This is a genomic window from Streptomyces sp. NPDC093598 (genome assembly GCF_044764825.1).
Taxonomy (GTDB): Bacteria; Actinomycetota; Actinomycetes; order Streptomycetales; family Streptomycetaceae; genus Streptomyces.
Genome location: NZ_JBIWIV010000005.1, coordinates 168,750 through 188,916 on the forward strand (window position 1 = coordinate 168,750; position 20,167 = coordinate 188,916).

A 20,167-nucleotide genomic window follows, 5' to 3' on the forward strand; every position below is an offset into this window, starting at 1 on the left:
CGTCATGAACGCGACCGGCCGCTACGTCCACCGGCGCGGCATCCACTGTGAATCGGCCTGCCAATGCGCCGTCCTCGCGGCCGGCGGATACGAAGTGGACGAGGAGATCGTGTTCGGGCTGGACGGGGGTTTCGGCTTCTCGTTCTTCCCGGCGAACGGCAACGCGCCGGACATCGTCGTCGGCAAGCAGGCGGTCATGCCCCTTCGGGCGTCACGGCTGATGGGCGTCGAGGTCGTCCTCCACACGCCGAAGTCCGGGGCGGGCCTGGCCAAGCTGCTCGAGTCGGCGCCGGCCGTGATGACCCGCGTGGACCTCGGCCTGCTTCCGTACTGGGGTCTGAAGGGGCGCTCCTCCTTCGGCGGGTACTTCGTCAACGTCGTGCGCCCCCTCGGGGCCGACGCGTTCGAGGTGTCGGATCCGGCATTCGACGAACCCGTCTGCGTGACTGCGGCCGAGCTGCAGGCGGCCCGGTCCAGCCGCAACTCGCCGCCGCTGAACCCGGACTGGAAGGTGTACGTCTTCGGCGCGCCGCGGCGAACTCCGCAGCTGGATCGCGTCGGTCCGGTGGCCGTGCGCACCCTGTGCCGCGAGGTCCTCAAGCCGGGCAGCCGGAATCTGGGCATCCCCGGAATGAAGCTGCTGGCCACGACGGCGCCGTCCTGGCCGCAGTCCAAGCACGGTGAGGTCGAGGACGTGGACCTGGCCGGCCACGTGGTGCGGACCGACGCCCTGGCGCGGCAACTGCTGCACCTGGGACGGCAGATCGAGTCCTTCGGCACCGGCGGCGGGCTGTTCCGCCCGATGATCGGCCGCTACCTCGAGAGGGTCGCCGACAGCACCGGCGAGGCACGCTATGCCGAGGCGGCCGGGCAGTTCCTCGACAGCGGCCGGCTGTGGTCGAACCTGGGATCCGCACTGCTGGCAGCGGGGACCGTCACCGCGCGCGGCGATCTCAAAGCGCTCGTGGACGCCGTGGCGGACACGGCGCGGTCCGCGATGGACGTCGAGAAGCGGGCGCTGACCGCGCTCACCCCTCTGTAGACGCGAGGTCGAGACATGCCCACCGAGGACGAGACCGTACTGCTCCAGGGTCCCCGACGCTGGAACGAGCACGCCCGCCGGTGCCGGGCGCAGGGCCCCTTCCGGCCCGACCTGCGCAAGGCGGTACTGCACGGCGCCGACCTCCAGGGCGCCGAACTCGCCGACGCGGACTTCACCGACGCCGTGCTGACCGAGTCGTACCTGATCTCCGCGGATCTGAGGGGCGCGAATCTCGAAGGCGCCGATCTGTGCGAGGCGTACCTCATATTGGCCGAGCTGAACGGTTGCCGCCTCGTCGGCGCGAACCTGGACGGCGCGGACCTCAGCGGCGCCGACCTGACCGGCGCGGTCCTCGACCCGGGCTTCCGGCGGTCTGCCGTGATCTCGGACTACCTCACGATCTGGCCATAGCGAAAGGAGCTCCTCATGATCGTTCTGGGCTACAACGGGTTCGGCAAATCTGCGGAAATCTTCGGACGCCTCTTTCGCGCCACCGGCATCGACCGTCACCTGCTGTACGGGCACGACTCGTCCGCCGCCCTCGTCATCGACGGCGAACTGGTCGCCGCCGTCGAGGAAGAACGGCTCAACCGGGAGAAGAAGACGTCGAGCTTCCCCGTCAACGCGATGCGCTGGTGCCTGGAATCGGCCGGAATATCCTTCGACGACGTCGACACCTTCGCCTTCTCCTGGCAGTTCTCCCAGGACGTGGTGAACAAGATGATCGCGGAGATCACCGAGGACCCGGCGGCGTCCGTCGAGCAGAAGTTCGCGCGTCTGCAGCGCCTGGCGGAGACGCACGCGGCGATGTTCAGCGAGGCCGCCGCCGGAGCCGACTTCCTCGAACACACGGGCCACAGGCTGGACCCGGAGAAGCTGGTCCGGGTCCCGCACCACATCGCGCATCTGATGACGGGCTATCACCTGTCGGGCGGCGGAGACGCGGCATTCCTGGTCAGTGACGGTCGCGCCGAATGGCTGTCGTCGATCATGGGTGAAGTGCGCGACGGCGAGGTGAAGATCTTCGACGACATGACCATCGACTCGCGGCACTCACTGGCGATGCTCTTCTCCGTGGTGACGCGCTACCTCGGATTCGTCCCGAACAACGACGAGTACAAGGTGATGGGGCTGGCCGGCTACGGCGCGCCGCCCGAGCCGAACCCGTTCCTCGAGCACGTGGTCGAGGTGTGCGTCGACGGCACCTACAAGATTCCCTATCCGGCGAACGCCGTGCCCGCCTACTACGAACTCTTCGACCGCATCTTCGGCGGAGACGAGCAATGCCGGGAAGAGTTCGACTACCGCGTACGCGTGGCCAGTGCGGCACAGCACATGCTCGAAACGGTGACCGCCGGCCAGATCCGGACGCTGGAGGCCCGCAGCGACCTCCCCCGCGTCATTTTCGAGGGCGGACTCGCCCTGAACTGCGTCAACAACAGCAAGCTGCTGGAGCGTTCGCGCTTCACCGAGATGGATGTCAGCTTCGGTGCCAGTGACGTCGGCGTGGCCATCGGAGCGGCTCTGTTCGCCGGCGGGCAGGCCGGCACACCGCCGAGGATCAGCACATCTCCGTACCTGGGCCCGAGCTATGACGGCCACGAGATCCAAGCGGCCCTCGAGCCGTACGCCGACCGGCTCGTCTGGCGCGAACTGGACCCGGCGGACGTGCCGCGGCAGGCCGCGACCCTGATGCGGGAGCGATGCGTCATCGGGTGGTTCCAGGGGCGTATGGAGTACGGGCCGCGCGCCCTGGGCAACCGCAGCATCCTGGCCAACCCGAAGTTCCCCGACATCAAGGACATCATCAACGAACGCATCAAGCACCGCGAGCAGTTCCGGCCCTTCGCCCCCGTGGTCCTGGAGCACCTCGCGCCCGAGGTCTTCGAGCTCGGAAAGAAGAAGTCCTCGCCCTACATGACGTTCGTGGTTCCGGTGCGGCCCGAGTACCAGGACAAGATCCAGGGCGCCTGCCACGTCGACGGCACCTCGCGGATCCAGACGGTCACCGACCAGAGCAATCCCCTGCTCGCCCGGCTGCTGCGTGAGTTCAACGAGCTGACCGGGATTCCCTGTCTGATCAACACGTCGTTCAACGTCGCCGGCGAACCCATCGTCTGCTCGCCCGCGGATGCCCTGTCCTGCTTCCTCAAGACGGAGATGGATCATCTGTTCCTCGGCAACTTCCTGGTTTCGCGAATCTGAGCGAGTGATCGCCTCCCTGATCTGGGGAGCCCGCAATCGCACTTGAGAGGTTGCGCTACGCTCTACGCGAAGGAAGGGAGACGAGAACAAGTGTCGCTTTTAGAGGCAGATCCGTACGTCGGTAACCACTGCGAGTCGACCACCCTCGTGAACCTGTTGCGGCAGCGAGAGATCGACTTGTCGGAGTCACTCATCTTCGGGCTCGCCGGTGGTTTGTCGTTCATCTATTGGCGGACGAAACAGATGCCGACGCCGTTCGTCGGTGGCCGTATCAAGCCCGACACGCTGTCCGAAAATCTCGCGAACGCCCTGAACTTGCGGCTGTCCGTTCACGAGACGTCGTCGGTGAACCGGGCGAGGGAACACCTGCTGGCCGAGCTTGATTCCGGAACGGTCGTCGGCCTCAAGCTCGACCGATACTTCCTCGACTACTCCACCGACGATTTCAATTTCGCGGCCCACTATGTCGCCTGCGTCGGGTACGACGACGACCGTTTCGCTCTGGTCGAGACGCAGCCGCTCGGCCTGCAATGGGCTTCCGGCGAATCCCTCGCGACCGCGCGAAACGCCCGGGGCCCGATGAGCTCGCGTAACCGCGCCTTCACTCTCGATCTCCCGAAGGGCGGCCTTCCTGATCTGGGGAAAGCCGCCCGCAAAGGCATCAAGTCGGCGGCGGAGAACTTTCTGAATCCGCCGATCTCCAACTTCGGGTACAAGGGCATGCACAAAGTCGCCGACCTGATGCCGCAGTGGCTCGACGACCTCGACTCGCCCGCCGAAAGCCTGCCCGAGATCTGCACGATCATGGAGGATGCAGGAACCGGCGGGGGCCTGTTCCGCATGATGTGGGCGGAGTTCCTGGCGGAGACCGCCGATATCACCGGCATCGACGAGTTCCGAGACATCTCGGACGCGTACCGTGAGGTATCGAAGAAGTGGACCGAGGTGGCCGGACTTCTGCACGAGGCGGGAGTCGAGTCGTCCCGGGAATCCCTCCACAGCGCGTCAAAGATCGTGCATGAGGCCGCCGAGAAGGAGCAGCGCCTGATGCATCGCCTCATGGAACTCTCGAGCTGACCGCCCCTCAACTCCGGACAGGCCGGCGGTTCCACGAAACCGGTCTGCGGGCCGATCAGACACAGCGGCAGGGCGGCTGCTAGCCCTTGTCGAAGACGTACGCCGCATAGCGTGTGACGCGCCCGATGGCCTGGTGAGCTCGGACGACGGCGATGACCTCGTCCCACTCGCGGGTGTCGAGTTCTCTCAGGCCTGGCCACCGCACGCACAGGGCCTGCCGGCCGGCCCGGGTGGACGCGGCGCCGGCGAACAGGGCGGAGAGCTGGGCCGCCCTGTGGAGTACGGGGGTGCTCCAGTCGAGGGTCCGGCGCGTGGTGAAGCCGGCGGCGGATGCCAGCAGCGGGTACCGCTCGTAGGGTTCGACGTCGTCGAAGCGCCAGGTCCGGCGTACGAGGCCGTTCGGGTCGAGGGTCCCGATCGGCTGATCCGTACGAGAAGTGACATCCACGAGGACGAGCCGCCCACCGGGGCGGAGCAGTCGGAAGCTTTCGCTCAGGAATGACCTGCGGCCCTCACGGCCGAAGTGGAAGGCGGCTTCCAGGCAGTGCACCCGATCGAAGGAACCATCTGCCAGCGGGACGTCCGCTGCCTGCCGCGGCAGAGCGGTGGCGTCGGCGACGGCGAAGCGCGCGCCGGAGCAACTGCCGAAGCGGCGACGTGCCTGGTGGATCTGCGAGGGCTGGATGTCCACCCCCAGTGCCCGGCATCCGGCGTCGCCCAGCCGCGCCGTGGTGTCACCGCGACCGCATCCGGCATCCAGGACGAGCTGTCCGGGCCGGGCGTCCAGCAACGCCAGCGACCGGCGGGCCAGACGGCGCTGAAAGGGCACCGGCCCGGCCAGGGCCGCGATCGGCAGGGTGGGAAACGTGAAGTAGCCGATGTTGGCCAGGCTGTCCCAGCCGAGGTGCTGAAGCACCCGGAAGAGCACACTGTCGTCGCCGTAGGCGCTCGCGAGGTTCCCGCTGTCACCCATCCCGCATCCCCTGCCTTCCGTGGGTACGTCTGTGGCCCGCCGCCCGTGTCACCGCCCCGACCTGTACCTACACTGAGCCCATAAGGGATGTTCGTGACGTACCGGAATCGCCATGCGTCGTCAGCGGATACTCGTACCGGTCCTCGCCCTGGTCCTTGCCATGGTGCCCGCGATCCCCGCGTGGGCACAGGGCGAGGAAGTCCCGCGCGGCCCCACGTTCGCCGCGCGCGCTCTGCAGGCGCTGATCGACGGTATCCAGTTCGGGGTGATCATCGCGATCACATCGGTCGGACTCTCGCTGGTCTTCGGCACCATCCACCTGATCAACTTCGCGCACGGTGAGTTCGTCACGATCGGCGCCACCTTCGCGTTCTTCCTCAACGTCTCCGCGGCCGGTCCGGGATGGCACCTGATCCCCGCCGCCGTCGCCGCGGTGGTGTTCGGCGCCCTGCTGGGCGGGGCGGTCGAGCGCGGCATCTGGCGCCCGCTGCGGGCTCGGGGCACCGGGCTGATCAACATGTTCATCGTCACCATCGGGCTCTCGCTGCTGCTGCGCCACGTCGTGCTCGTGCTGTACGGAACCCGGCCCGCCTCCTACGCGCAGTACGACATCCAGAGCGCGATCGAACTGGGCCCGGCCGGCATCACCCCGCGGGACCTCACCGTCACCCTGCTCTCCGTGCTGGTACTGCTCGGCACCGCCGCCCTCCTGCAGAAGACGCGGATCGGCACGGCTGTCCGGGCCGTCTCCGCCAACCGTGACCTCGCGGAGGCGTCGGGCATCGACGTGCAGCGAGTGGTGCTGTTCGTCTGGATGCTCGGCGGCGGGCTGGCCGCGCTCGGCGGGGTCTTCTTCGGCCTCGTCGAGATCGTCACCTGGGACATGGGCTTCAAGCTCCTGCTGCTCATGTTCGCGGGGATCATCCTGGGCGGCCTCGGCTCCGCCTACGGGGCGATGGCCGGCAGTCTCGTCATCGGCGTCGTCGCCCAGATGTCCACCCTGTGGTTCCCGGTCGACCTCCAGTACGCGTGGGCGCTGCTCGTCCTCATCCTCGTCCTCCTCGTCCGGCCGCAGGGCATTCTCGGCCGGGCCGAACGCGTCGGGTGAGGGGTGCGCCATGGACTTCTCGGCCATCGTCTCCGACGCCCTGCGCTCGGGAATCGGCCCGATCGCCGCCGTCTACGCGCTCGCCGCGATGGGGCTGAACCTGCACTTCGGATACACCGGGCTGCTGAACTTCGGCCAGGTCGGCTTCATGCTGGTCGGCGGCTACGGGCTCGCCATCACGGTGTCGACGTACGGCGGCCCGATGTGGCTCGGCGTCCTGGGCGGAATCGCCTCCGCGATCGTGCTGGCCCTGCTGCTCGGCCTGCCCACCCTCCGGCTGCGCTCCGACTACCTCGCGATCACCACGATCGCGGCGGGGGAGACGCTACGGCTGTTCTACCGTTCCAGCTGGGCCGAGCCGGTCACCGGTGGGGTGTTCGGGCTCCAGAGGTTCGCGAACGACTTCTACGCGCTCAGCCCCATCGAGGCCGGCACCTACGGCGTGTGGCTCGTGAGGTTCAGCTCCCGCGACCTCTGGGTGATGATCGTCGCATGGGTGCTGGTGCTCGTGACCGGAATGGTGCTCGCCCTGCTCATCCACAGCCCGTGGGGCCGTGTCATCCGGTCGATCCGTGAGGACGAGGTCGCCGCGCGCAGCCTCGGCAAGAACGTCTACGCGTACAAGATGCAGAGCCTCGTGCTCGGCGGCGTCATCGGGGCGGTCGCGGGCATGATGCAGGCGATCCAGGTGCAGTCCGTGAACCCGGACAACTACGATCCGGGCGTCACGTTCTTCCTGTACACCCTGCTCGTCCTCGGAGGCGCCGGGCGGATCCTCGGGCCGGTTCTCGGCTCGATCCTGTTCTGGTTCGTCCTCAGCTTCCTCGACAGCGCCCTGCGCCAGGCCATCGACGCCGAGTACATCTCGCCGGACCTCATCAGCACGTCGGAGGTCGGCGCGGTGCGCTTCGCCCTGGTCGGGGTCGCCCTCATCCTGTTGGTCGCGTTCCGGCCACAGGGCATCCTCGGCAGCCGGAAGGAGATGCTGCTCAGTGGCCGCTGACCGTGTCGTACCCCACCCGGGCCGGCTCTCCGGGACCGACCCCGAGCCGGGGGTGCGCAAGCCCGACCCCCTGCTGGTCCTGGACCACGTCACCCGCACCTTCGGCGGCCTCGTCGCCGTGCGGGTCGAGCACCTGGAGGTGCAGCGCGGGGCCATCACGGCGCTCATCGGGCCCAACGGCGCCGGCAAGACCACGCTGTTCAACGTGGTGAGCGGCTTCGACCGGGCCGACGGCGGCCGATGGTCGTTCGAAGGACAGCCGCTCACCGGCTCCCCGGCACACCGGGTGGCACGGCGGGGACTGGTCCGTACGTTCCAGCTCTCCAGAGCGCTCGCCCGGCTCACGGTGCTGGAGAACCTGCTGCTCGCCGCGCCCGGGCAACGCGGCGAGCGGGTCCTGCCCGCGCTGCTGCGACCGCTGTGGCGCGGGCAGGAGCGGGAGTTCGAGCGCCGGGCCGACGAACTGCTGGACCGGTTCCGGCTCGGGCCCCTGCGTGACGACCATGCCGGCACCCTCTCCGGCGGTCAGCGCAAACTGCTGGAGCTGGCCCGCGCGCTCATGACCCGCCCGGTCATGCTCCTGCTCGACGAACCGATGGCCGGGGTGAACCCCGCGCTGACCCAGTCGCTGCTCGGACACATCACGCAGTTGCGGGACGAGGGGCTGACGGTGTGCTTCGTCGAGCACGACATGGACGTGGTGATGGGTATCAGCGACTGGGTGGCCGTCATGGCCGACGGCCGCCTGGTGGCCGAAGGCCCACCGCACACGATCGGGCGGAACGCCGCCGTGGTGGACGCCTACCTGGGCAAGCGGCACGACGAGCCGGAGGCGACCGACGACAAAGGTGAGGAGGAGTAGCGATGTCCGCCGAGGAGCAGGCACCGGTGCTGGCGGCCGACGACATCGTCGCCGGCTACGTCCCGGGCGTCGATGTGCTGCGCGGATGCAGCGTCGAGGTGCGGCAGGCCGAGGTGGTCGGCGTGATCGGCCCCAACGGCGCCGGTAAGTCGACCCTGGTCAAGGCCGTCTTCGGGCTTCTGCCGGTGCGCGGCGGAACCGTGCGGCTGCACGGCGAGGACATGACCGGCCGGCCCGCGCACGAACTGGTCCGGCGGGGTGTGGGCTACGTACCGCAGCTGCAGAACGTGTTCCCCACGCTGACCGTCGAGGAGAACCTGCGGATGGGCGTGTATCTGCGGCCCAAGCACCACGCGCGGCGGGTCGCGGCGGTCGAGGAGCTCTTCCCCGTGCTGGCGGACCGCCGCAAGCAGAAGGCCGGCGCGATGTCCGGCGGCGAACGCCAGATGCTCGCGATGGCCCGCGCCCTGATGATGGAACCGCAGCTGCTGCTCCTCGACGAGCCGTCGGCCGGCCTGTCACCGCTCCACCAGGACCACGTCTTCGACCGGTGCCGAATGATCAACAGCGCGGGCGTCGCCGTGCTCATGGTCGAGCAGAACGCCCGCAGGTGCCTGCAGTTCTGCGACCGCGGCTACGTCCTCGACCAGGGCCGCAACGCGTACACCGGCACGGGTACGGCCCTGCTGCACGACGAGAAGGTGATCGAGCTCTACCTCGGCACGCTCGCCCGCGTCCGTTGACTCCCGCTGTCCGTCCTCCCGGTCACTCCTCGGCCCTGCTGGTCTCGGTACGCAGGGTCTGCAACTTGCCCTCGTCGTCGTAGCCGTACACCTCGATCGACGCCTGGCCGGGTTCGCCCTTGTCCGTGAAGTCGAGGGGACCGCTCACACCGTCGTAGTCGATGTCCCTGCCGTCGGCGAGCAGCTCCTTGCAGGCGGCGAACGAGTTGCACTTCTCGCCGTCCTTGGTGATCCCGTTCATCTCCTTCACGTACTCGCCGGGATCGTCGGACTCCGCCTTCTCGGCGGCGAGCGCGATCGTCGTCACACAGTCGAACACCTGCGGTGCGAACTGAAGCTCCTTGAGGTCCGGGGCGAATTTTTCGAGGTCCTTCACGTACTGCTCGTTCGACGCCGATGCCGGAGCGGTCCCCTTCATCCCGGAGAGCCTCTCGGGCTGGCCCGGGGCCACCAGCGAGGGCAACTCCTCGCTGCGCAGTCCGTCGGCGCCGTAGACGCCGATCCGGTCGGGCCCGAGTCCGGACTCGATCATGCCTTGCAGGATCTGGGTGCCTTCCTCGAAGGCGATCACCACGGCGGCGTCCGGCCTGGAGTTCTCCATCTGCTGGACCACCTGGTCGAAGTTGGTCGCCTCCGGGTCGTAGGTCTCGGCCAGCGTCACCGTCGCGCCGCGCTCCTCCAGCGTCTTCCGGGTGGACTCCATCAGGCCGCGCCCGTAGTCATCCGCCCGTGCGACGAGGGCCACCCGGTTGTGGCCGTCGTCGCGGACGACATCCGCCAGGATCGGCCCCTGCAACGCGTCGCTCGGGACGGTACGGAAGTAGAAGCCGTCGTCCTCGTAGTCGGTGAAGGTGGGAGCGGTGTTCGACCCCGAGCACTGCACGACGCCCGCTCCGGTCACCCGGTCGATGAACGCCAGCGACATGCCGGAAGCCGCGGCGCCGACGATCGCGTCCACGCCTGCCGCGAGGACCCGGTCCGCCGACTGAGCGGCAACGGCCTCCTGGCCCGCCTCGTCACTGGAGACCACAGTCGGCACGGACTTGCCCAGGACCCCGCCGGCGTCGTTGATCTTCTGTATGGCGAACTTCAGGGACTCGATCTGCGGCGGGCCGAGGTAGGCCAGCTGTCCCGTCTCCGGCAGGACGTAACCGAACTGGAGCTCACCATCGCCCGGCTCCGCCCGGGCGGTGCCCGTCGTACCGCAGACGGCTATCACGAGAGCGGCCGCGCTCGCGAAGATCGCGGACCGTCGTATCGACGTTTTCATCTCCGCCTCCGCTCGTACAGGCGGCGGTGGTCTACTGGCCGGCCATCCGCCCGCCATCTGTACTGAGATTAGATCTCATCTACAGTCCACAAAAGCATGAAATGTACACTTTTCCTACTTCCTCACGCGGAAGCGGAGCATCGTGACGGCGCCCGACTGGGTGTTGCCGAGAGGTTCCAGGTCGATCCGGTCGAGGCCTGGGGGCGAAAAGCGGACACCGTCGCCGAGCAGCACCGGTAGGACATACACCAGGATCTCGTCGACGAGCCCGCGCTTCAGGCACTGGGCGGCCACGTCAGCACCGAGGATCTCCAGGTTCTTGCCGCCCGCCGCGCTGCGTGCCGTGGCAACGGCTTCCTCGATGTCACAGGTGAGGAACGTGACGGCAGGGTCGGGCTCGTCAGGAGGCTGATGGGTGAGGACGAACTGTGTTCCCCCGTCGTAGGCGGTGTCCTGGTCCGCCATACGCTGGGCGACCTCGTAGGTACCCCGGCCGACGAGCATGGCGCCCGTGGCCGCCATGACCTCCGGGAACGCATCCGCAGCCAGGTACTCGAAGATCCAGTCCATCGCGTGGCCAGGACCGGCGATGAACCCGTCCAGCGACATCGCCCTGTTCACGACCACTTTGCCGGTGCCGATGCTCACATCTCTCATGCGTCTTCTCCCGGGAACGAAGGGGCCTCGCCATCCAATCCAACACCCAGCCGGAACCCCACTCCACCACGCCCTGGCACACCGTCAGACACCCCCCCACTCGACGGATTCCGGCCGCGGGCGCCTCATGCGGTGCCCGGCATGACAAGCTGTGCTCTTCAGCGCCCGAGCCCAGGAGGTCACCATGGCCGCAGAGTCCGCATCACAAGAAGGTTCGGAGTCGGCTGACGCCGAGAGCACCGCCCTCTCGCCCGACGAGGACGGCCAGTACGACCTGAAGCGCAAGTTTCGGGAAGCCCTGGCGCGCAAGCGTGCCATGCAGGCGGACGCCGCCGACCTCGCCGCGAACACCGACACGTCGAAGGTCCGCGGCGCGCATGGCCCGGCTGCGCACCAGCGGTCGTTCCGACGCAAGAGCGGTGGCTGACTCCAAGCCGGCCGCTGGGCAGGACACGGCTCGGCAGTCACTGATGAGTCGAGCTGGGTCCTGCACGGGGGATGAGGGAAGCGCCAGAGCCGCTCCGCCTGCCCCAGTACTGTGCTTCGCATGACCGACTCCGGCATGGAGATCACCGCAGACCTCGTCCACGCCCTGCTGCTGGAACAGCATCCGGACCTTGCAGGGCTGACCATCCGCGAGGTAGCGGGCGGATGGGACAACCAGCAGTGGCGCCTCGGGGACGAGTTGGCCGTGCGTATGCCGCGTACGGAACGCGCCCCGGACCTCCAACGCAAGGAGCGCCGGTGGCTGCCCGTCCTGGCCCCGCGCCTGCCGCTCCAGGTCCCGAACCCGGTGCGGATCGGTGAACCGTCAGCGCGCTTCCCGAGGCCCTGGACCGTCATGACGTGGGTCCCCGGCGAGCCACTGGACCACACCACGATCAGCCGTGGCGCCCACGCGGCCGACACTCTGGCGCACTTCCTCAGGGCGCTCCATGTGGAGGCGCCGCTCGAGGCGCCGACCAGTTCGGACCGTGGCGAGCACCCCGAGAAGTGCACGGACGGCTTCGACCACTTCTTCCAGGCCGTTGTCCCCGGCGGCATTGCCGACGAGGTCCGGGCTGTCTGGGATGAGGCCGTTGCGGCCCCTGAGTGGGAGGGCCCGCCGGTATGGGTGCACGGTGACCTTCACCCCGCGAATGTCGTCGTCTCGGACGGAACGCTCTCGGGCGTGATCGACTTCGGCGACATGTTCGCCGGCGACCCGGCATGGGACCTCGCGGCCGCATGGGTGATCCTTCCCGCGGGCGCCGCCTCACGCTTCTTCGACGTGTACGCGCGTGCGGACGAGGCGACGATCCGGCGCGCCCGCGGGCTGGCTGCGCTGAAAAGCCTGTTCCTCATGCTGATGGGCCAGAACGGAGACCGAGGTCTTCCCGGCGGCAAGCCGACATGGGGACCCGCAGGCCGGGCAGCGCTCGATCGTGTGCTGAGCGGCGGTCCGACGTAGGCCCGCAGACGGACCGACTCCTGCTGGTGGGTGTCGTACCTGCCGGGCGACAGGCTGTCGGGCGATGCCGGAGACATACCGCAGCGGCCCGGCGCATCACGCGTCGCGCGTCCGGGAACGCCGATCGGCACGACGTCGCAGGTGCAGCGGCAGCACGTACCAGCACAGGCCGAACCACAGCATGACCCCGGCGACGAGCACTTCGGCGAGGACGCCGGGAACGACGAAGCGGAGAATCAGCAGGAGCGTGCAGCCGATGGTCAGGGCGAGGAGGACCATGCCGCACATCATCAAGCGGCCGGCGGTCTCCACCACCTCGTCCTTCATGCGCTGACCGGACAGGAACCGGTGGATGGAGACGGGTGCTATGAGTGATCCGGTGGCCGCCGCACCGAGCACCACGGTGGCGACGTAGATGCCGCGGTCCAGCGCCTCCAGCTCCCTGAACATCGGCGTGAAAGCCACGCTGAGCAGAAAGCCGAAGAGAATCTGCACGCCCGTCTGGGTGACCCGCGTCTCCTGGAGAATCTCGTTCCAGCGCCGGTTGACCCGTTCATGCGGTGTTTCGGGCGCCTCGTCGCCGGGCCTGGTATCCGGACTGTCGTGCCGCGCGCAGCAAGCGGTGCTCTTGCCTTCCGGCTCGACGGACTGCTCGGTCATGGTCATGGCATCCTCCCCATTTCAGAGGAACCGCTTGCCCCGCCTGGGCACCTTCCATGCAGCCGCGAAACGAGCGCGTAGTACACCTGAGGCGGCCATGACGGGTACAGATCACGGCCTCTTGCGCGCAAAGTTGTCTCCGCATCATTGGCATGCCCTCAACATCGACCAAGGAAGTGCTTGTGAGAACGCATCGCACTCCGTTCAGAACCGCCGCCCTCACCCTCGGCACCGCCGTGCTTGTTTTCCTCACCTCCGCCCAGGCCGGGGCTGATGTCGGGAGCCTGCCGACGGTCACGCCCGTCAGCGAGACCCCCGCCCTCCACGACGACGAGTCCGGCGGCAACTCCGACGCGGACGATCCGGCGATCTGGCGCAACACGGCCGACCCGGGACGCAGCCTCGTCATCGCGACGGCCAAGGAAGGCGGACTGCGCGTGTACGACCTGGGCGCCCGCCTGGTGCAGTCGCTGCCCGCGCCCCGTCCGCCCGCCGACGACGACGCCCCGGGCCGGTACAACAACGTCGACCTCGTCACCGGCTTGCGCACCTCCACCGGCCGGGCCGACGTCGCCGTGGTCAGCGACCGCGGCAACGACCGGCTGCGCATCTACCGCATCGACCCGTCGAAGCCCGGCGGCCCGCTGACCGACATCACCGACCCGGCAGCAGCCCCGGTCTTCTCCACCGGCCAGGCCGAGATCAACGAACAGCGCACCGCTTACGGCCTCGCCACCTGGCAGGACCGGTCCACCGGGCGCACCTACGCCCTCGTCAGCCGGCGGGAGCGGACCCGCCTCGCACTGGTCGAGCTGAAACCGACCGCGAGGGGCACCGTCACGTACCAGAAGGTCCGCACCCTCGACCTGCCCGCGTCCTTCCGCCTCCCGGACGGCACCACGTGGTCCCCCTGCGCGGAGCCCGGCGAGCTACCGCAGGTCGAGGGCATGGTGGTGGACCCCGCCACCGGCACGCTCTACGCCGGCCAGGAGGACATCGGCATCTGGCGGATGCGTGCCGACCTCACCACCGAGCCGGTCCTCGTGGACAAGGTCCGCGAGTACGGCGTCCCCGGGGTCTACGACGAGGCGACCGAGGAGTGCACGGCAGGAGCCGACCCCGGCTACGGCGGCGAGCGGCTGGCCGCGGACGTCGAGGGCCTGACGCTGTTCCAGGAGCGGGACGGCGACGGCTACCTCTTCGCCTCCAGCCAGGGCGACGACACCTTCGCCCTGTACGACCGCGAGGTCGGCGAGGACAACGAGTACGAGGGCGGCTTCCGTGTCGGCGCGGCCTCGGCGACCCTCGACGGGGCGGAGGAGTGCGACGGCGCCGCCGTCCTGAACGCACCGCTCGGCAGCCGCTTCCCGAACGGCCTGCTGGTCGTCCAGGACGGTCACGAGACCCCTGAGGTCCCCGACGGCGAGGGCGGCACGCGCACCGCGACCGGCTTCAAGTTCGTCGACCTCGGCGACGTGGTGGACGCCGCCGACCTGTAAGCCCTGCGCGGCGCAGAAGCAGACGCTGCGGGTCTGCCGTCCGGGCCGGCACGGTGATCACCGTCCGGGCGGCGGCCTGCCGACGGCGCCGGGCCCTGCGGCCACGCCGCGGTCCCCGTGCTCAGAAGGCGTAGCGCACCCGCAGCCATGGCGCGTGGCGGTCGATCAGGCTGCGCAGGTTCCGCACCGCTTCTCCCTTGACCCTGTCGCGATAGCGGACATTCAGGGCGCCGTTCTCGGAGCGCTTCGCCTGTTGGAGCTCCGGCCGCCACAGGACTTCCTCGGCCCGGGGATGCCAGCCGAGGTTCACCTCATGCAGCTCCTGGTTGTGGGTGAGCATGATCACTTCCGCGGCGGCCTGCTGTTTCACCCGCTGCGGCAGGACGTCGTCGAGGCGGATGAGCAGTTCGGCCCAGGCGTCCTGCCAGCCGGGGCGAAGGACCACGGGGGAGAGGTTGAAGTGGACCTCGTACCCGGCGTCCAGGAAGTCCGCGGCGGCGTCGATACGCTCGGCGACGGGCGAGGTGCGCACGTCGAGCAGCCGGGCGTCGTCCGGCGGCATCAGCGAGAACCGGATGCGGGTGCGGCCACGCGGGTCGAGGGCCAGCAGGTCGGGGTTGACGAACTTGGTGGCGAAGGACGCCTTGGCAGTGGGCCACTGCCGGAAGGCGTGCACCAGATCCGCGGTGTTGTCGCAGACCAGTGCGTCCACCGAGCAGTCGCCGTTCTCCCCGATGTCGTACACCCATGCCTCGGGGTCGCACTGGTTCGGCTCGGGCTTGCGCCCCTGCCGCGCCACGTGCCGGGCGAGGTGGGCGATGATCCGGTCGATGTTGGTGAAGACGGTGATGGGGTTGGCGTACCCCTTGCGCCGGGGCACGTAGCAGTAGGCGCAGGCCATGGCGCAGCCGTTGGAGATGCCGGGAGCGATCCAGTCCGCCGACCGGCCGTTGGGGCGTGTGGTGAGGGTCTTCTTCTCACCCAGGACCAGAGTCTCCCCCTTGATACGCACCCAGCGCTCGACGTTGCCCTCGTTGCCGTGCAGCCCGGGGATGCGCCAGTGTGATTCCACCATGGTCAGCCGAGCGTCGGGGAACCGGGCGCTGATCTGCCTCCCGCGCGGGGACGCGGCAGCCGCGGGCTCGGCGTAGATCTCCCGCACGGGCAGCAGCCGGCGGGCCACGGCGGCGCCACGGAAGGACGTGGGCCGGTCGGTCGCGACGGGTCGAGGGGCGAGGGCGTCGAGCCCGAACAGTGTGTCGGAGTCGTCGTCCGGGCTGCCGGACGGGTGGTGCATGACTGCTCCCGTACGGATCGGTGAGAGGGGATGAGAGGGTTCCCGTCACTCAACTGTACGGAGCACACATCGCCGCTGCGTCCTTGCGTGCCGGGCGATGGGTGGCAGGGACCGCGGGGAGAGGGGCTCGGCCGGAGCGATGCGGCCGCTCGCCACGCGGTGACTCCGTCCGTCGGGCCGGCGGATGCCTGGGCCGACAGTTCGATCGTCCCCCTCACCTGCTACGACGGACGGTAGTGCCAGGCTCCGCGCAGCGCCGGCACGACCGTCCGATCGCCATCCGGGCACCGCACACCTAGCATGGATGCCGCAACCTCTGCCGGGCCTGCGGCGTGTCATGCCGCAGCCACGTGCCGACTCAGCCGGCACCATGCGGAGGTGCGCCGTGCCCGATGATCACTTCCTTCACCGCCATGTCGACGCCGACGTCCTGAACAGCGCCCGCGGATGGCTACGGGAGGCCGCCTGCGTCGGCGAGGACCCGGAGCTCTTTTTCCCCTTGGTCGAGCGGGAGACCGATTCCCAGGTTGCCCAGGCCCGCGCGGTGTGCCGCCGATGCCGCGCCCTGCTCGCCTGCCGCTCCTGGGCCATCGAGCAGGGCGAGGACGCCGGTATCTGGGGGGCGACCACAGCGAGACAGCGCCGCGCCATCAGCCGGGAGATGCACGGCGCCATCGGCAAGGGAAAGGAGCCCTAGCCGATGCTGTCGTACGGCTTCGGGTGGTGAGCGACGCCGTGCCGCACGGTGACCGCGAGGGATCCGTCGAGCGGCGCTTGCCGTGCTCCACGCGCCTGCGATGTACCCGGGCCAGGGCTCGGCCGGGACCACCTCCACCGTCGGCGAGCCCAGCGCGGCCGGTTCCCCGGCCGGGGTCAAGTCCAGCAGCAGGGAAGCGGTCGTAAGCGTTCCGTCCTGGTGGAACCCACCGCCGCCAGCCAGGCCCTGCGCCGACAGGTCGAAGACCTCTGGGCCCGCCTCGAGGACTACGTCGCCGGCGAACTCGCCGACGCCGAACGCGGCGAGACCCTCGCCGTCCTCGAACGCCTCGAAACCAATATCGCCGCCCGCATCAGCGACGCCGAACCGCCCTCGCGCACCGAGGCGACCCACGCCTGACCAGGCGATGAGTGGAAAATCTTGGGGTGCCGCCCCAACGCGAAGGACGTGGCCGGAGCCGGAGCATCGATGGAAGGCGCCCGTACGGACTCCAGACACGCTCAGCACCATCCGACGCTTGGGGAATCACCATGGCCTCACCCGCGTACCGAGTCACCCACGCCGCCTCGTGCGCCCCCGGAGGCCCCGAAGAGCTCACCTTGATGAGCCCGCCCGCACTCGTGGGGCGCGACCGTGAGCTGCGCACGGCGCTCCATGTGCTGCGGTCCGCCGCTGGGCCGGCCGGGGTATTGATCGTCGGTGCACCCGGCGTCGGCAAGACCCGCCTCGGGGAGGAGATCGTGGCCGCCCTGTCCTCCGTCACCGGCACTGAGGAAGGCCGCCCGCCCGGCCGGTCGGGTGCCTGCTCGGCGCGGCCCGTCCAGCGTCTGTCCCCGGCGGCGGTGACAAGGAGTGTGCAGCGCCTGCTGCGACCCGGCTCGGTCCGCCCGCGCACCGTGTGGGTCGACGACGCGCACCTGCTGTCCGTCCAGGCCGTCGAGTGCCTGCGCGAGCTGACCCATCAGCGCGAGCACAAGGTCCTCCTCGCCATGAACAGCGCAGAGGGCCATGCGCGGCTGCAGTCTCTGTGGAAGGACCAGCGCCTTGCGCGGCTGGAGCTCGGCCCGCTCGACGTGCTGTCCACGCGGCGCCTGACGAGCGCACTGTTCGGGGACCGGCTCACGCAACCGGGTGTGGTGCGCCTGGCCGCCATGTCGAACGGCAACCCGCTTCTGCTGCGGGAACTCGTGCAGGCCGCGCTCGCGCAGAACCTGATCGCACCCGACGGTCGGCGGTGGCGGCTCGGCGGCGGAATGCCGGTCTCGAACTCGCTGCGGGAGCTGGTCGCCCGGAAGCTCGCCGGCCTCCCGGACGGCGACCGCCGAGCTCTGGAGCTCATAGCACTGGCCGAACCGGCACGTCTCGACGTTCTGGAGAGGATCGTCTCAGCCGACACCCTGCTGGGCCTGGAGGACGCCGGAGCGGTCGTGGTTTCCGACCCTCGCATCGAACCGGTGACGGCGTCGGCCCGCTCGGTCACCGTCGCCCATCCCTACGTCGGCCAGGTGTTGCGCCAGGACGCCGGCCCTCTGCGGCGCAGGCATTACCTGCGCATCTGGGCGCAGGGGGCGCCACGGGAGAATCTGACGCCCGCCGAACGCGTCCGGCTCGCCCAGTGGCACCTGGATGTGGGGGACCTTCCGGAGCAGGGCCTGCTGCGGGACGGTGTGCGGTGCGCGCTGCTCGACCACGACGTCCCCGCGGCGATTCGGTTGTCCGCGGCCGCGTGGGACGGCCACCCCACCTCCCGGGCGGCAGAACTGCACGCGCGCGCCCTGTTCGCCGGTGGCGCCATCGACGACCTGCACGCCTTCGTCGAGAAGGTGGCGGCCGACCGTCCCGAGCACCTCCACCGCCTCCTGCCGATCCAGGCCCGTGCCTTCCTCTTCGAGGGCCGGCAGGAACGGGCGGACAGCATCGCTCAGCGGCTGACGGGCACGCAGCGCTCCGCGTTCGCCGCCCTCTCAGCGGCCTTCCGGGGACGTTTCGCCGAAGCGCTGGACCATGCCCGCAGCGTGCTGCGCGACCCCGCTTCGTCCTGCCGTGCCGAGTCCGCCCTGCTCGCGATGGGCTCCCTGGGCCGGATGGGGCGCCCCCACGACGCTCTGAAGCTGTACGAGGATCTCCGCGGATGCGGACCCGGTGACGAGCCCTGCTGCTTCTTCGAGGCTGACGCCGTGGAGGAGGCCCACGCGCTCGCCCGGCTCTACGCCGGGCGCCTGGACGAGGCCGAAGGCATCCTTCTGCGCGAGTACCGTACGGCAGTCCGGAACAACCGCCTGGGTGTCGACGCCCGGCGGGGCCTCACCCTGGGCGTCGTCCTGCTCGAACGCGGCCGGGTCCGCGAGGCCCTGTCCTACTTCTCCTTCACCCCGGCCTATCAAGTGGGCTGGCAGCCGTGGCACATCAGGGCAGCCATCCACACCACGATCGCGGCGCACTGCCTGCCCGGCGCCTGGCACGACCGCTCGGCCGACCTGCCGGACGACGTGGCGAAGGGGCCGTACGCCGCCGAACTCGCCGTCGCGCGAGCCTGGCAGGCCCACCGGCGCGGCGATCAGGAGCAGGCCCGCCTCCTGTTGCACACCGCCGTCGACGCGGCGCTGGAGGCCGGCAGCCACGGCGATGCCGTCGTCGTCCTGCACGAGACCGCCCGGCTCGGCCTTCCGGCGCACCCGGCCGTCGGCGAGGAACTGCCGGTGCAGGGCGGGTACCTGCGTAGCCGCCTGAACTACGCGCGGGCCGTCGACTCGGGCGACGCCAAGCTGCTCGGTGAGGTCTGCGAGACCCTGGCGGACGCCGGTGCGCACCTGTACGCAGCCGAGGGACACGCCGAACTCGCCCGGCTGCACAGGCGAGCCGGGAAGAACCGCGCGGCCACCGCCTCCGCCGTCCAGGCACGCACGCTGCTCCGCGACTGCGGCGACGTGAGCACGCCGGCTCTGCACTTCCTCGACGACCCGGCGGGGCTGTCGGCAAGGGAGCGGACGGTGGCGCGGCTGGCGGCGCAGGGGCTCACCGACAAGGAGATCGCCCACCGGCTGGTGGTCTCGCCGCGCACCGTCAGCAACACCCTGTACCGCGTCTACCAGAAGGTCGGCGCCTCCGACCGCAGACATCTGCGTCGCCTGCTGTCCCTGTGAGCGAACCCGAGGAGTCCACCACCGTGTCCGACCTGGAGATCACCTACCGGGGAACCGTCTACCCGTGGCACTGCGACCACATGGGCCACATGAACGTCATGTGGTACGTGGGGAAGTTCGACGAGGCCACCTGGCAGCTCTTCGCCGGGATCGGCCTGACCCCTGCCCACCTCCGGGAGCGCCGACGCGGGATGGCCGCCGTGGACCAGCGGATCTCCTACCGGCGCGAGGTGCACGCGGGCGACGTCGTCGTGGTCCGCTCCGGCGTGCTGTCCACCGGTACCACGTCCCTGCGGTTCTGCCACGTGATGGAGGACGCCGTCAGCGGCGAGGTGTGCGCGGTCACGGTGGTGACCGGGGTGCACCTCGACACGACGGCCAGGCACGCGGTGGCACTGGCCGGGGAACACCTGACGGCTGCCCGTGAGAGGATCACCGCCTTCGATCCCGGGGTGTGATG

Annotated in this window: 20 protein-coding genes; 15 read left to right on the forward strand and 5 right to left on the reverse strand. The window is 69.5% G+C overall.

What is annotated here, in order from left to right; all coding sequences use genetic code 11:
• Nucleotides 1-4: 4 nt before the first annotated feature.
• From ACIRDU_RS19395 to ACIRDU_RS19410, 4 genes are all read left to right on the forward strand, one after another.
• Nucleotides 5-1,042 (forward strand): DUF4872 domain-containing protein, encoded by a 1,038-nt coding sequence (locus ACIRDU_RS19395; RefSeq protein WP_403581026.1) that lies wholly within the window; start codon nt 5-7, stop codon nt 1,040-1,042.
• Nucleotides 1,043-1,057: 15 nt separating this feature from the next.
• Complete coding sequence (locus ACIRDU_RS19400) at nt 1,058-1,453, forward strand: pentapeptide repeat-containing protein (protein WP_403581029.1); 396 nt, start codon at nt 1,058-1,060, stop codon at nt 1,451-1,453.
• A gap of 15 nt (nt 1,454-1,468) precedes the next feature.
• On the forward strand, nt 1,469-3,247 hold the full coding sequence (locus ACIRDU_RS19405) for a carbamoyltransferase (protein WP_403581032.1): 1,779 nt from the start codon (nt 1,469-1,471) through the stop codon (nt 3,245-3,247).
• A gap of 90 nt (nt 3,248-3,337) precedes the next feature.
• On the forward strand, nt 3,338-4,324 hold the full coding sequence (locus ACIRDU_RS19410) for a BtrH N-terminal domain-containing protein (RefSeq protein ID WP_403581035.1): 987 nt from the start codon (nt 3,338-3,340) through the stop codon (nt 4,322-4,324).
• A gap of 79 nt (nt 4,325-4,403) precedes the next feature.
• Here ACIRDU_RS19410 and ACIRDU_RS19415 read toward each other — a convergent pair whose 3' ends face one another.
• Nucleotides 4,404-5,297 (reverse strand): class I SAM-dependent methyltransferase, encoded by an 894-nt coding sequence (locus tag ACIRDU_RS19415; protein ID WP_403581038.1) that lies wholly within the window; start codon nt 5,295-5,297, stop codon nt 4,404-4,406.
• 112 nt (nt 5,298-5,409) lie between these two features.
• Here ACIRDU_RS19415 and ACIRDU_RS19420 point away from each other — a divergent pair, with 112 nt between their 5' ends.
• From ACIRDU_RS19420 to ACIRDU_RS19435, 4 genes are read left to right on the forward strand one after another with little or no spacing between them, the layout of a single operon-like run.
• Nucleotides 5,410-6,405 (forward strand): branched-chain amino acid ABC transporter permease, encoded by a 996-nt coding sequence (locus ACIRDU_RS19420; RefSeq protein ID WP_403581041.1) that lies wholly within the window; start codon nt 5,410-5,412, stop codon nt 6,403-6,405.
• Between the two features lie 10 nt (nt 6,406-6,415).
• Nucleotides 6,416-7,408: a branched-chain amino acid ABC transporter permease gene (locus ACIRDU_RS19425; protein ID WP_403581044.1), complete on the forward strand. Its 993-nt coding sequence runs from the start codon at nt 6,416-6,418 to the stop codon at nt 7,406-7,408.
• On the forward strand, nt 7,398-8,270 hold the full coding sequence (locus ACIRDU_RS19430) for an ABC transporter ATP-binding protein (protein ID WP_403581047.1): 873 nt from the start codon (nt 7,398-7,400) through the stop codon (nt 8,268-8,270). Before ACIRDU_RS19425 ends, ACIRDU_RS19430 begins: the two co-directional genes overlap by 11 nt.
• A gap of 2 nt (nt 8,271-8,272) precedes the next feature.
• A complete protein-coding gene (locus ACIRDU_RS19435; protein ID WP_403581050.1) occupies nt 8,273-9,013 on the forward strand; it encodes an ABC transporter ATP-binding protein in 741 nt (246 codons plus the stop codon).
• A 22-nt stretch (nt 9,014-9,035) separates the two neighbouring features.
• Here ACIRDU_RS19435 and ACIRDU_RS19440 read toward each other — a convergent pair whose 3' ends face one another.
• Together ACIRDU_RS19440 and ACIRDU_RS19445 are read right to left on the reverse strand one after the other, a co-directional pair.
• On the reverse strand, nt 9,036-10,283 hold the full coding sequence (locus tag ACIRDU_RS19440; RefSeq protein ID WP_403581053.1) for an ABC transporter substrate-binding protein: 1,248 nt from the start codon (nt 10,281-10,283) through the stop codon (nt 9,036-9,038).
• Between the two features lie 114 nt (nt 10,284-10,397).
• On the reverse strand, nt 10,398-10,940 hold the full coding sequence (locus ACIRDU_RS19445; protein ID WP_403581056.1) for a dihydrofolate reductase family protein: 543 nt from the start codon (nt 10,938-10,940) through the stop codon (nt 10,398-10,400).
• A gap of 184 nt (nt 10,941-11,124) precedes the next feature.
• Between ACIRDU_RS19445 and ACIRDU_RS19450 the strand changes: the two genes are divergently transcribed.
• Both ACIRDU_RS19450 and ACIRDU_RS19455 read left to right on the forward strand, forming a co-directional pair.
• Entirely contained in the window at nt 11,125-11,367 is a 243-nt protein-coding gene (locus ACIRDU_RS19450) for a DUF5302 domain-containing protein (protein ID WP_403581059.1), read from the forward strand.
• A 120-nt stretch (nt 11,368-11,487) separates the two neighbouring features.
• Complete coding sequence (locus tag ACIRDU_RS19455) at nt 11,488-12,390, forward strand: aminoglycoside phosphotransferase family protein (protein WP_403581062.1); 903 nt, start codon at nt 11,488-11,490, stop codon at nt 12,388-12,390.
• 96 nt (nt 12,391-12,486) lie between these two features.
• Here ACIRDU_RS19455 and ACIRDU_RS19460 read toward each other — a convergent pair whose 3' ends face one another.
• Nucleotides 12,487-13,056, reverse strand: coding sequence for a DUF6328 family protein (locus ACIRDU_RS19460; RefSeq protein WP_403581066.1), 570 nt, complete (start codon nt 13,054-13,056; stop codon nt 12,487-12,489).
• A 176-nt stretch (nt 13,057-13,232) separates the two neighbouring features.
• Here ACIRDU_RS19460 and ACIRDU_RS19465 point away from each other — a divergent pair, with 176 nt between their 5' ends.
• Nucleotides 13,233-14,549, forward strand: a complete 1,317-nt coding sequence (locus ACIRDU_RS19465) for a phytase (protein WP_403581069.1) — start codon at nt 13,233-13,235, stop codon at nt 14,547-14,549.
• Nucleotides 14,550-14,670: 121 nt separating this feature from the next.
• Here the strand turns inward: ACIRDU_RS19465 and ACIRDU_RS19470 are convergent, their stop codons facing one another.
• Nucleotides 14,671-15,846: a spore photoproduct lyase family protein gene (locus tag ACIRDU_RS19470; RefSeq protein ID WP_403581072.1), complete on the reverse strand. Its 1,176-nt coding sequence runs from the start codon at nt 15,844-15,846 to the stop codon at nt 14,671-14,673.
• 385 nt (nt 15,847-16,231) lie between these two features.
• Here ACIRDU_RS19470 and ACIRDU_RS19475 point away from each other — a divergent pair, with 385 nt between their 5' ends.
• From ACIRDU_RS19475 to ACIRDU_RS19490, 4 genes are all read left to right on the forward strand, one after another.
• The gene (locus ACIRDU_RS19475) at nt 16,232-16,543 is read left to right on the forward strand and encodes a WhiB family transcriptional regulator (protein WP_403581075.1); all 312 of its coding nucleotides are present in this window, start codon (nt 16,232-16,234) and stop codon (nt 16,541-16,543) included.
• Between the two features lie 219 nt (nt 16,544-16,762).
• Entirely contained in the window at nt 16,763-16,963 is a 201-nt protein-coding gene (locus ACIRDU_RS19480; protein WP_403581077.1) for a hypothetical protein, read from the forward strand.
• 203 nt (nt 16,964-17,166) lie between these two features.
• Nucleotides 17,167-19,707, forward strand: a complete 2,541-nt coding sequence (locus ACIRDU_RS19485) for a LuxR C-terminal-related transcriptional regulator (protein ID WP_403581080.1) — start codon at nt 17,167-17,169, stop codon at nt 19,705-19,707.
• Entirely contained in the window at nt 19,704-20,165 is a 462-nt protein-coding gene (locus ACIRDU_RS19490; protein WP_403581082.1) for an acyl-CoA thioesterase, read from the forward strand. The genes ACIRDU_RS19485 and ACIRDU_RS19490 overlap by 4 nt, the downstream gene beginning before the upstream one ends.
• The last annotated feature ends 2 nt before the right edge of the window (nt 20,166-20,167 follow it).

Bases quoted from the DNA above. Each gene is read 5' to 3' on its own strand.
- ACIRDU_RS19440 (WP_403581053.1), bottom strand. From the start codon at position 10,283: ATGAAAACGTCGATACGACGGTCCGCGATCTTCGCGAGCGCGGCCGCT.
- ACIRDU_RS19395 (WP_403581026.1), top strand. From the start codon at position 5: ATGAACGCGACCGGCCGCTACGTCCACCGGCGCGGCATCCACTGTGAA.
- ACIRDU_RS19415 (WP_403581038.1), bottom strand. From the start codon at position 5,297: ATGGGTGACAGCGGGAACCTCGCGAGCGCCTACGGCGACGACAGTGTG.
- ACIRDU_RS19450 (WP_403581059.1), top strand. From the start codon at position 11,125: ATGGCCGCAGAGTCCGCATCACAAGAAGGTTCGGAGTCGGCTGACGCC.
- ACIRDU_RS19405 (WP_403581032.1), top strand. From the start codon at position 1,469: ATGATCGTTCTGGGCTACAACGGGTTCGGCAAATCTGCGGAAATCTTC.
- ACIRDU_RS19485 (WP_403581080.1), top strand. From the start codon at position 17,167: ATGAGCCCGCCCGCACTCGTGGGGCGCGACCGTGAGCTGCGCACGGCG.
- ACIRDU_RS19425 (WP_403581044.1), top strand. From the start codon at position 6,416: ATGGACTTCTCGGCCATCGTCTCCGACGCCCTGCGCTCGGGAATCGGC.
- ACIRDU_RS19470 (WP_403581072.1), bottom strand. From the start codon at position 15,846: ATGCACCACCCGTCCGGCAGCCCGGACGACGACTCCGACACACTGTTC.
- ACIRDU_RS19400 (WP_403581029.1), top strand. From the start codon at position 1,058: ATGCCCACCGAGGACGAGACCGTACTGCTCCAGGGTCCCCGACGCTGG.
- ACIRDU_RS19435 (WP_403581050.1), top strand. From the start codon at position 8,273: ATGTCCGCCGAGGAGCAGGCACCGGTGCTGGCGGCCGACGACATCGTC.
- ACIRDU_RS19420 (WP_403581041.1), top strand. From the start codon at position 5,410: ATGCGTCGTCAGCGGATACTCGTACCGGTCCTCGCCCTGGTCCTTGCC.
- ACIRDU_RS19455 (WP_403581062.1), top strand. From the start codon at position 11,488: ATGACCGACTCCGGCATGGAGATCACCGCAGACCTCGTCCACGCCCTG.
- ACIRDU_RS19445 (WP_403581056.1), bottom strand. From the start codon at position 10,940: ATGAGAGATGTGAGCATCGGCACCGGCAAAGTGGTCGTGAACAGGGCG.
- ACIRDU_RS19460 (WP_403581066.1), bottom strand. From the start codon at position 13,056: ATGACCATGACCGAGCAGTCCGTCGAGCCGGAAGGCAAGAGCACCGCT.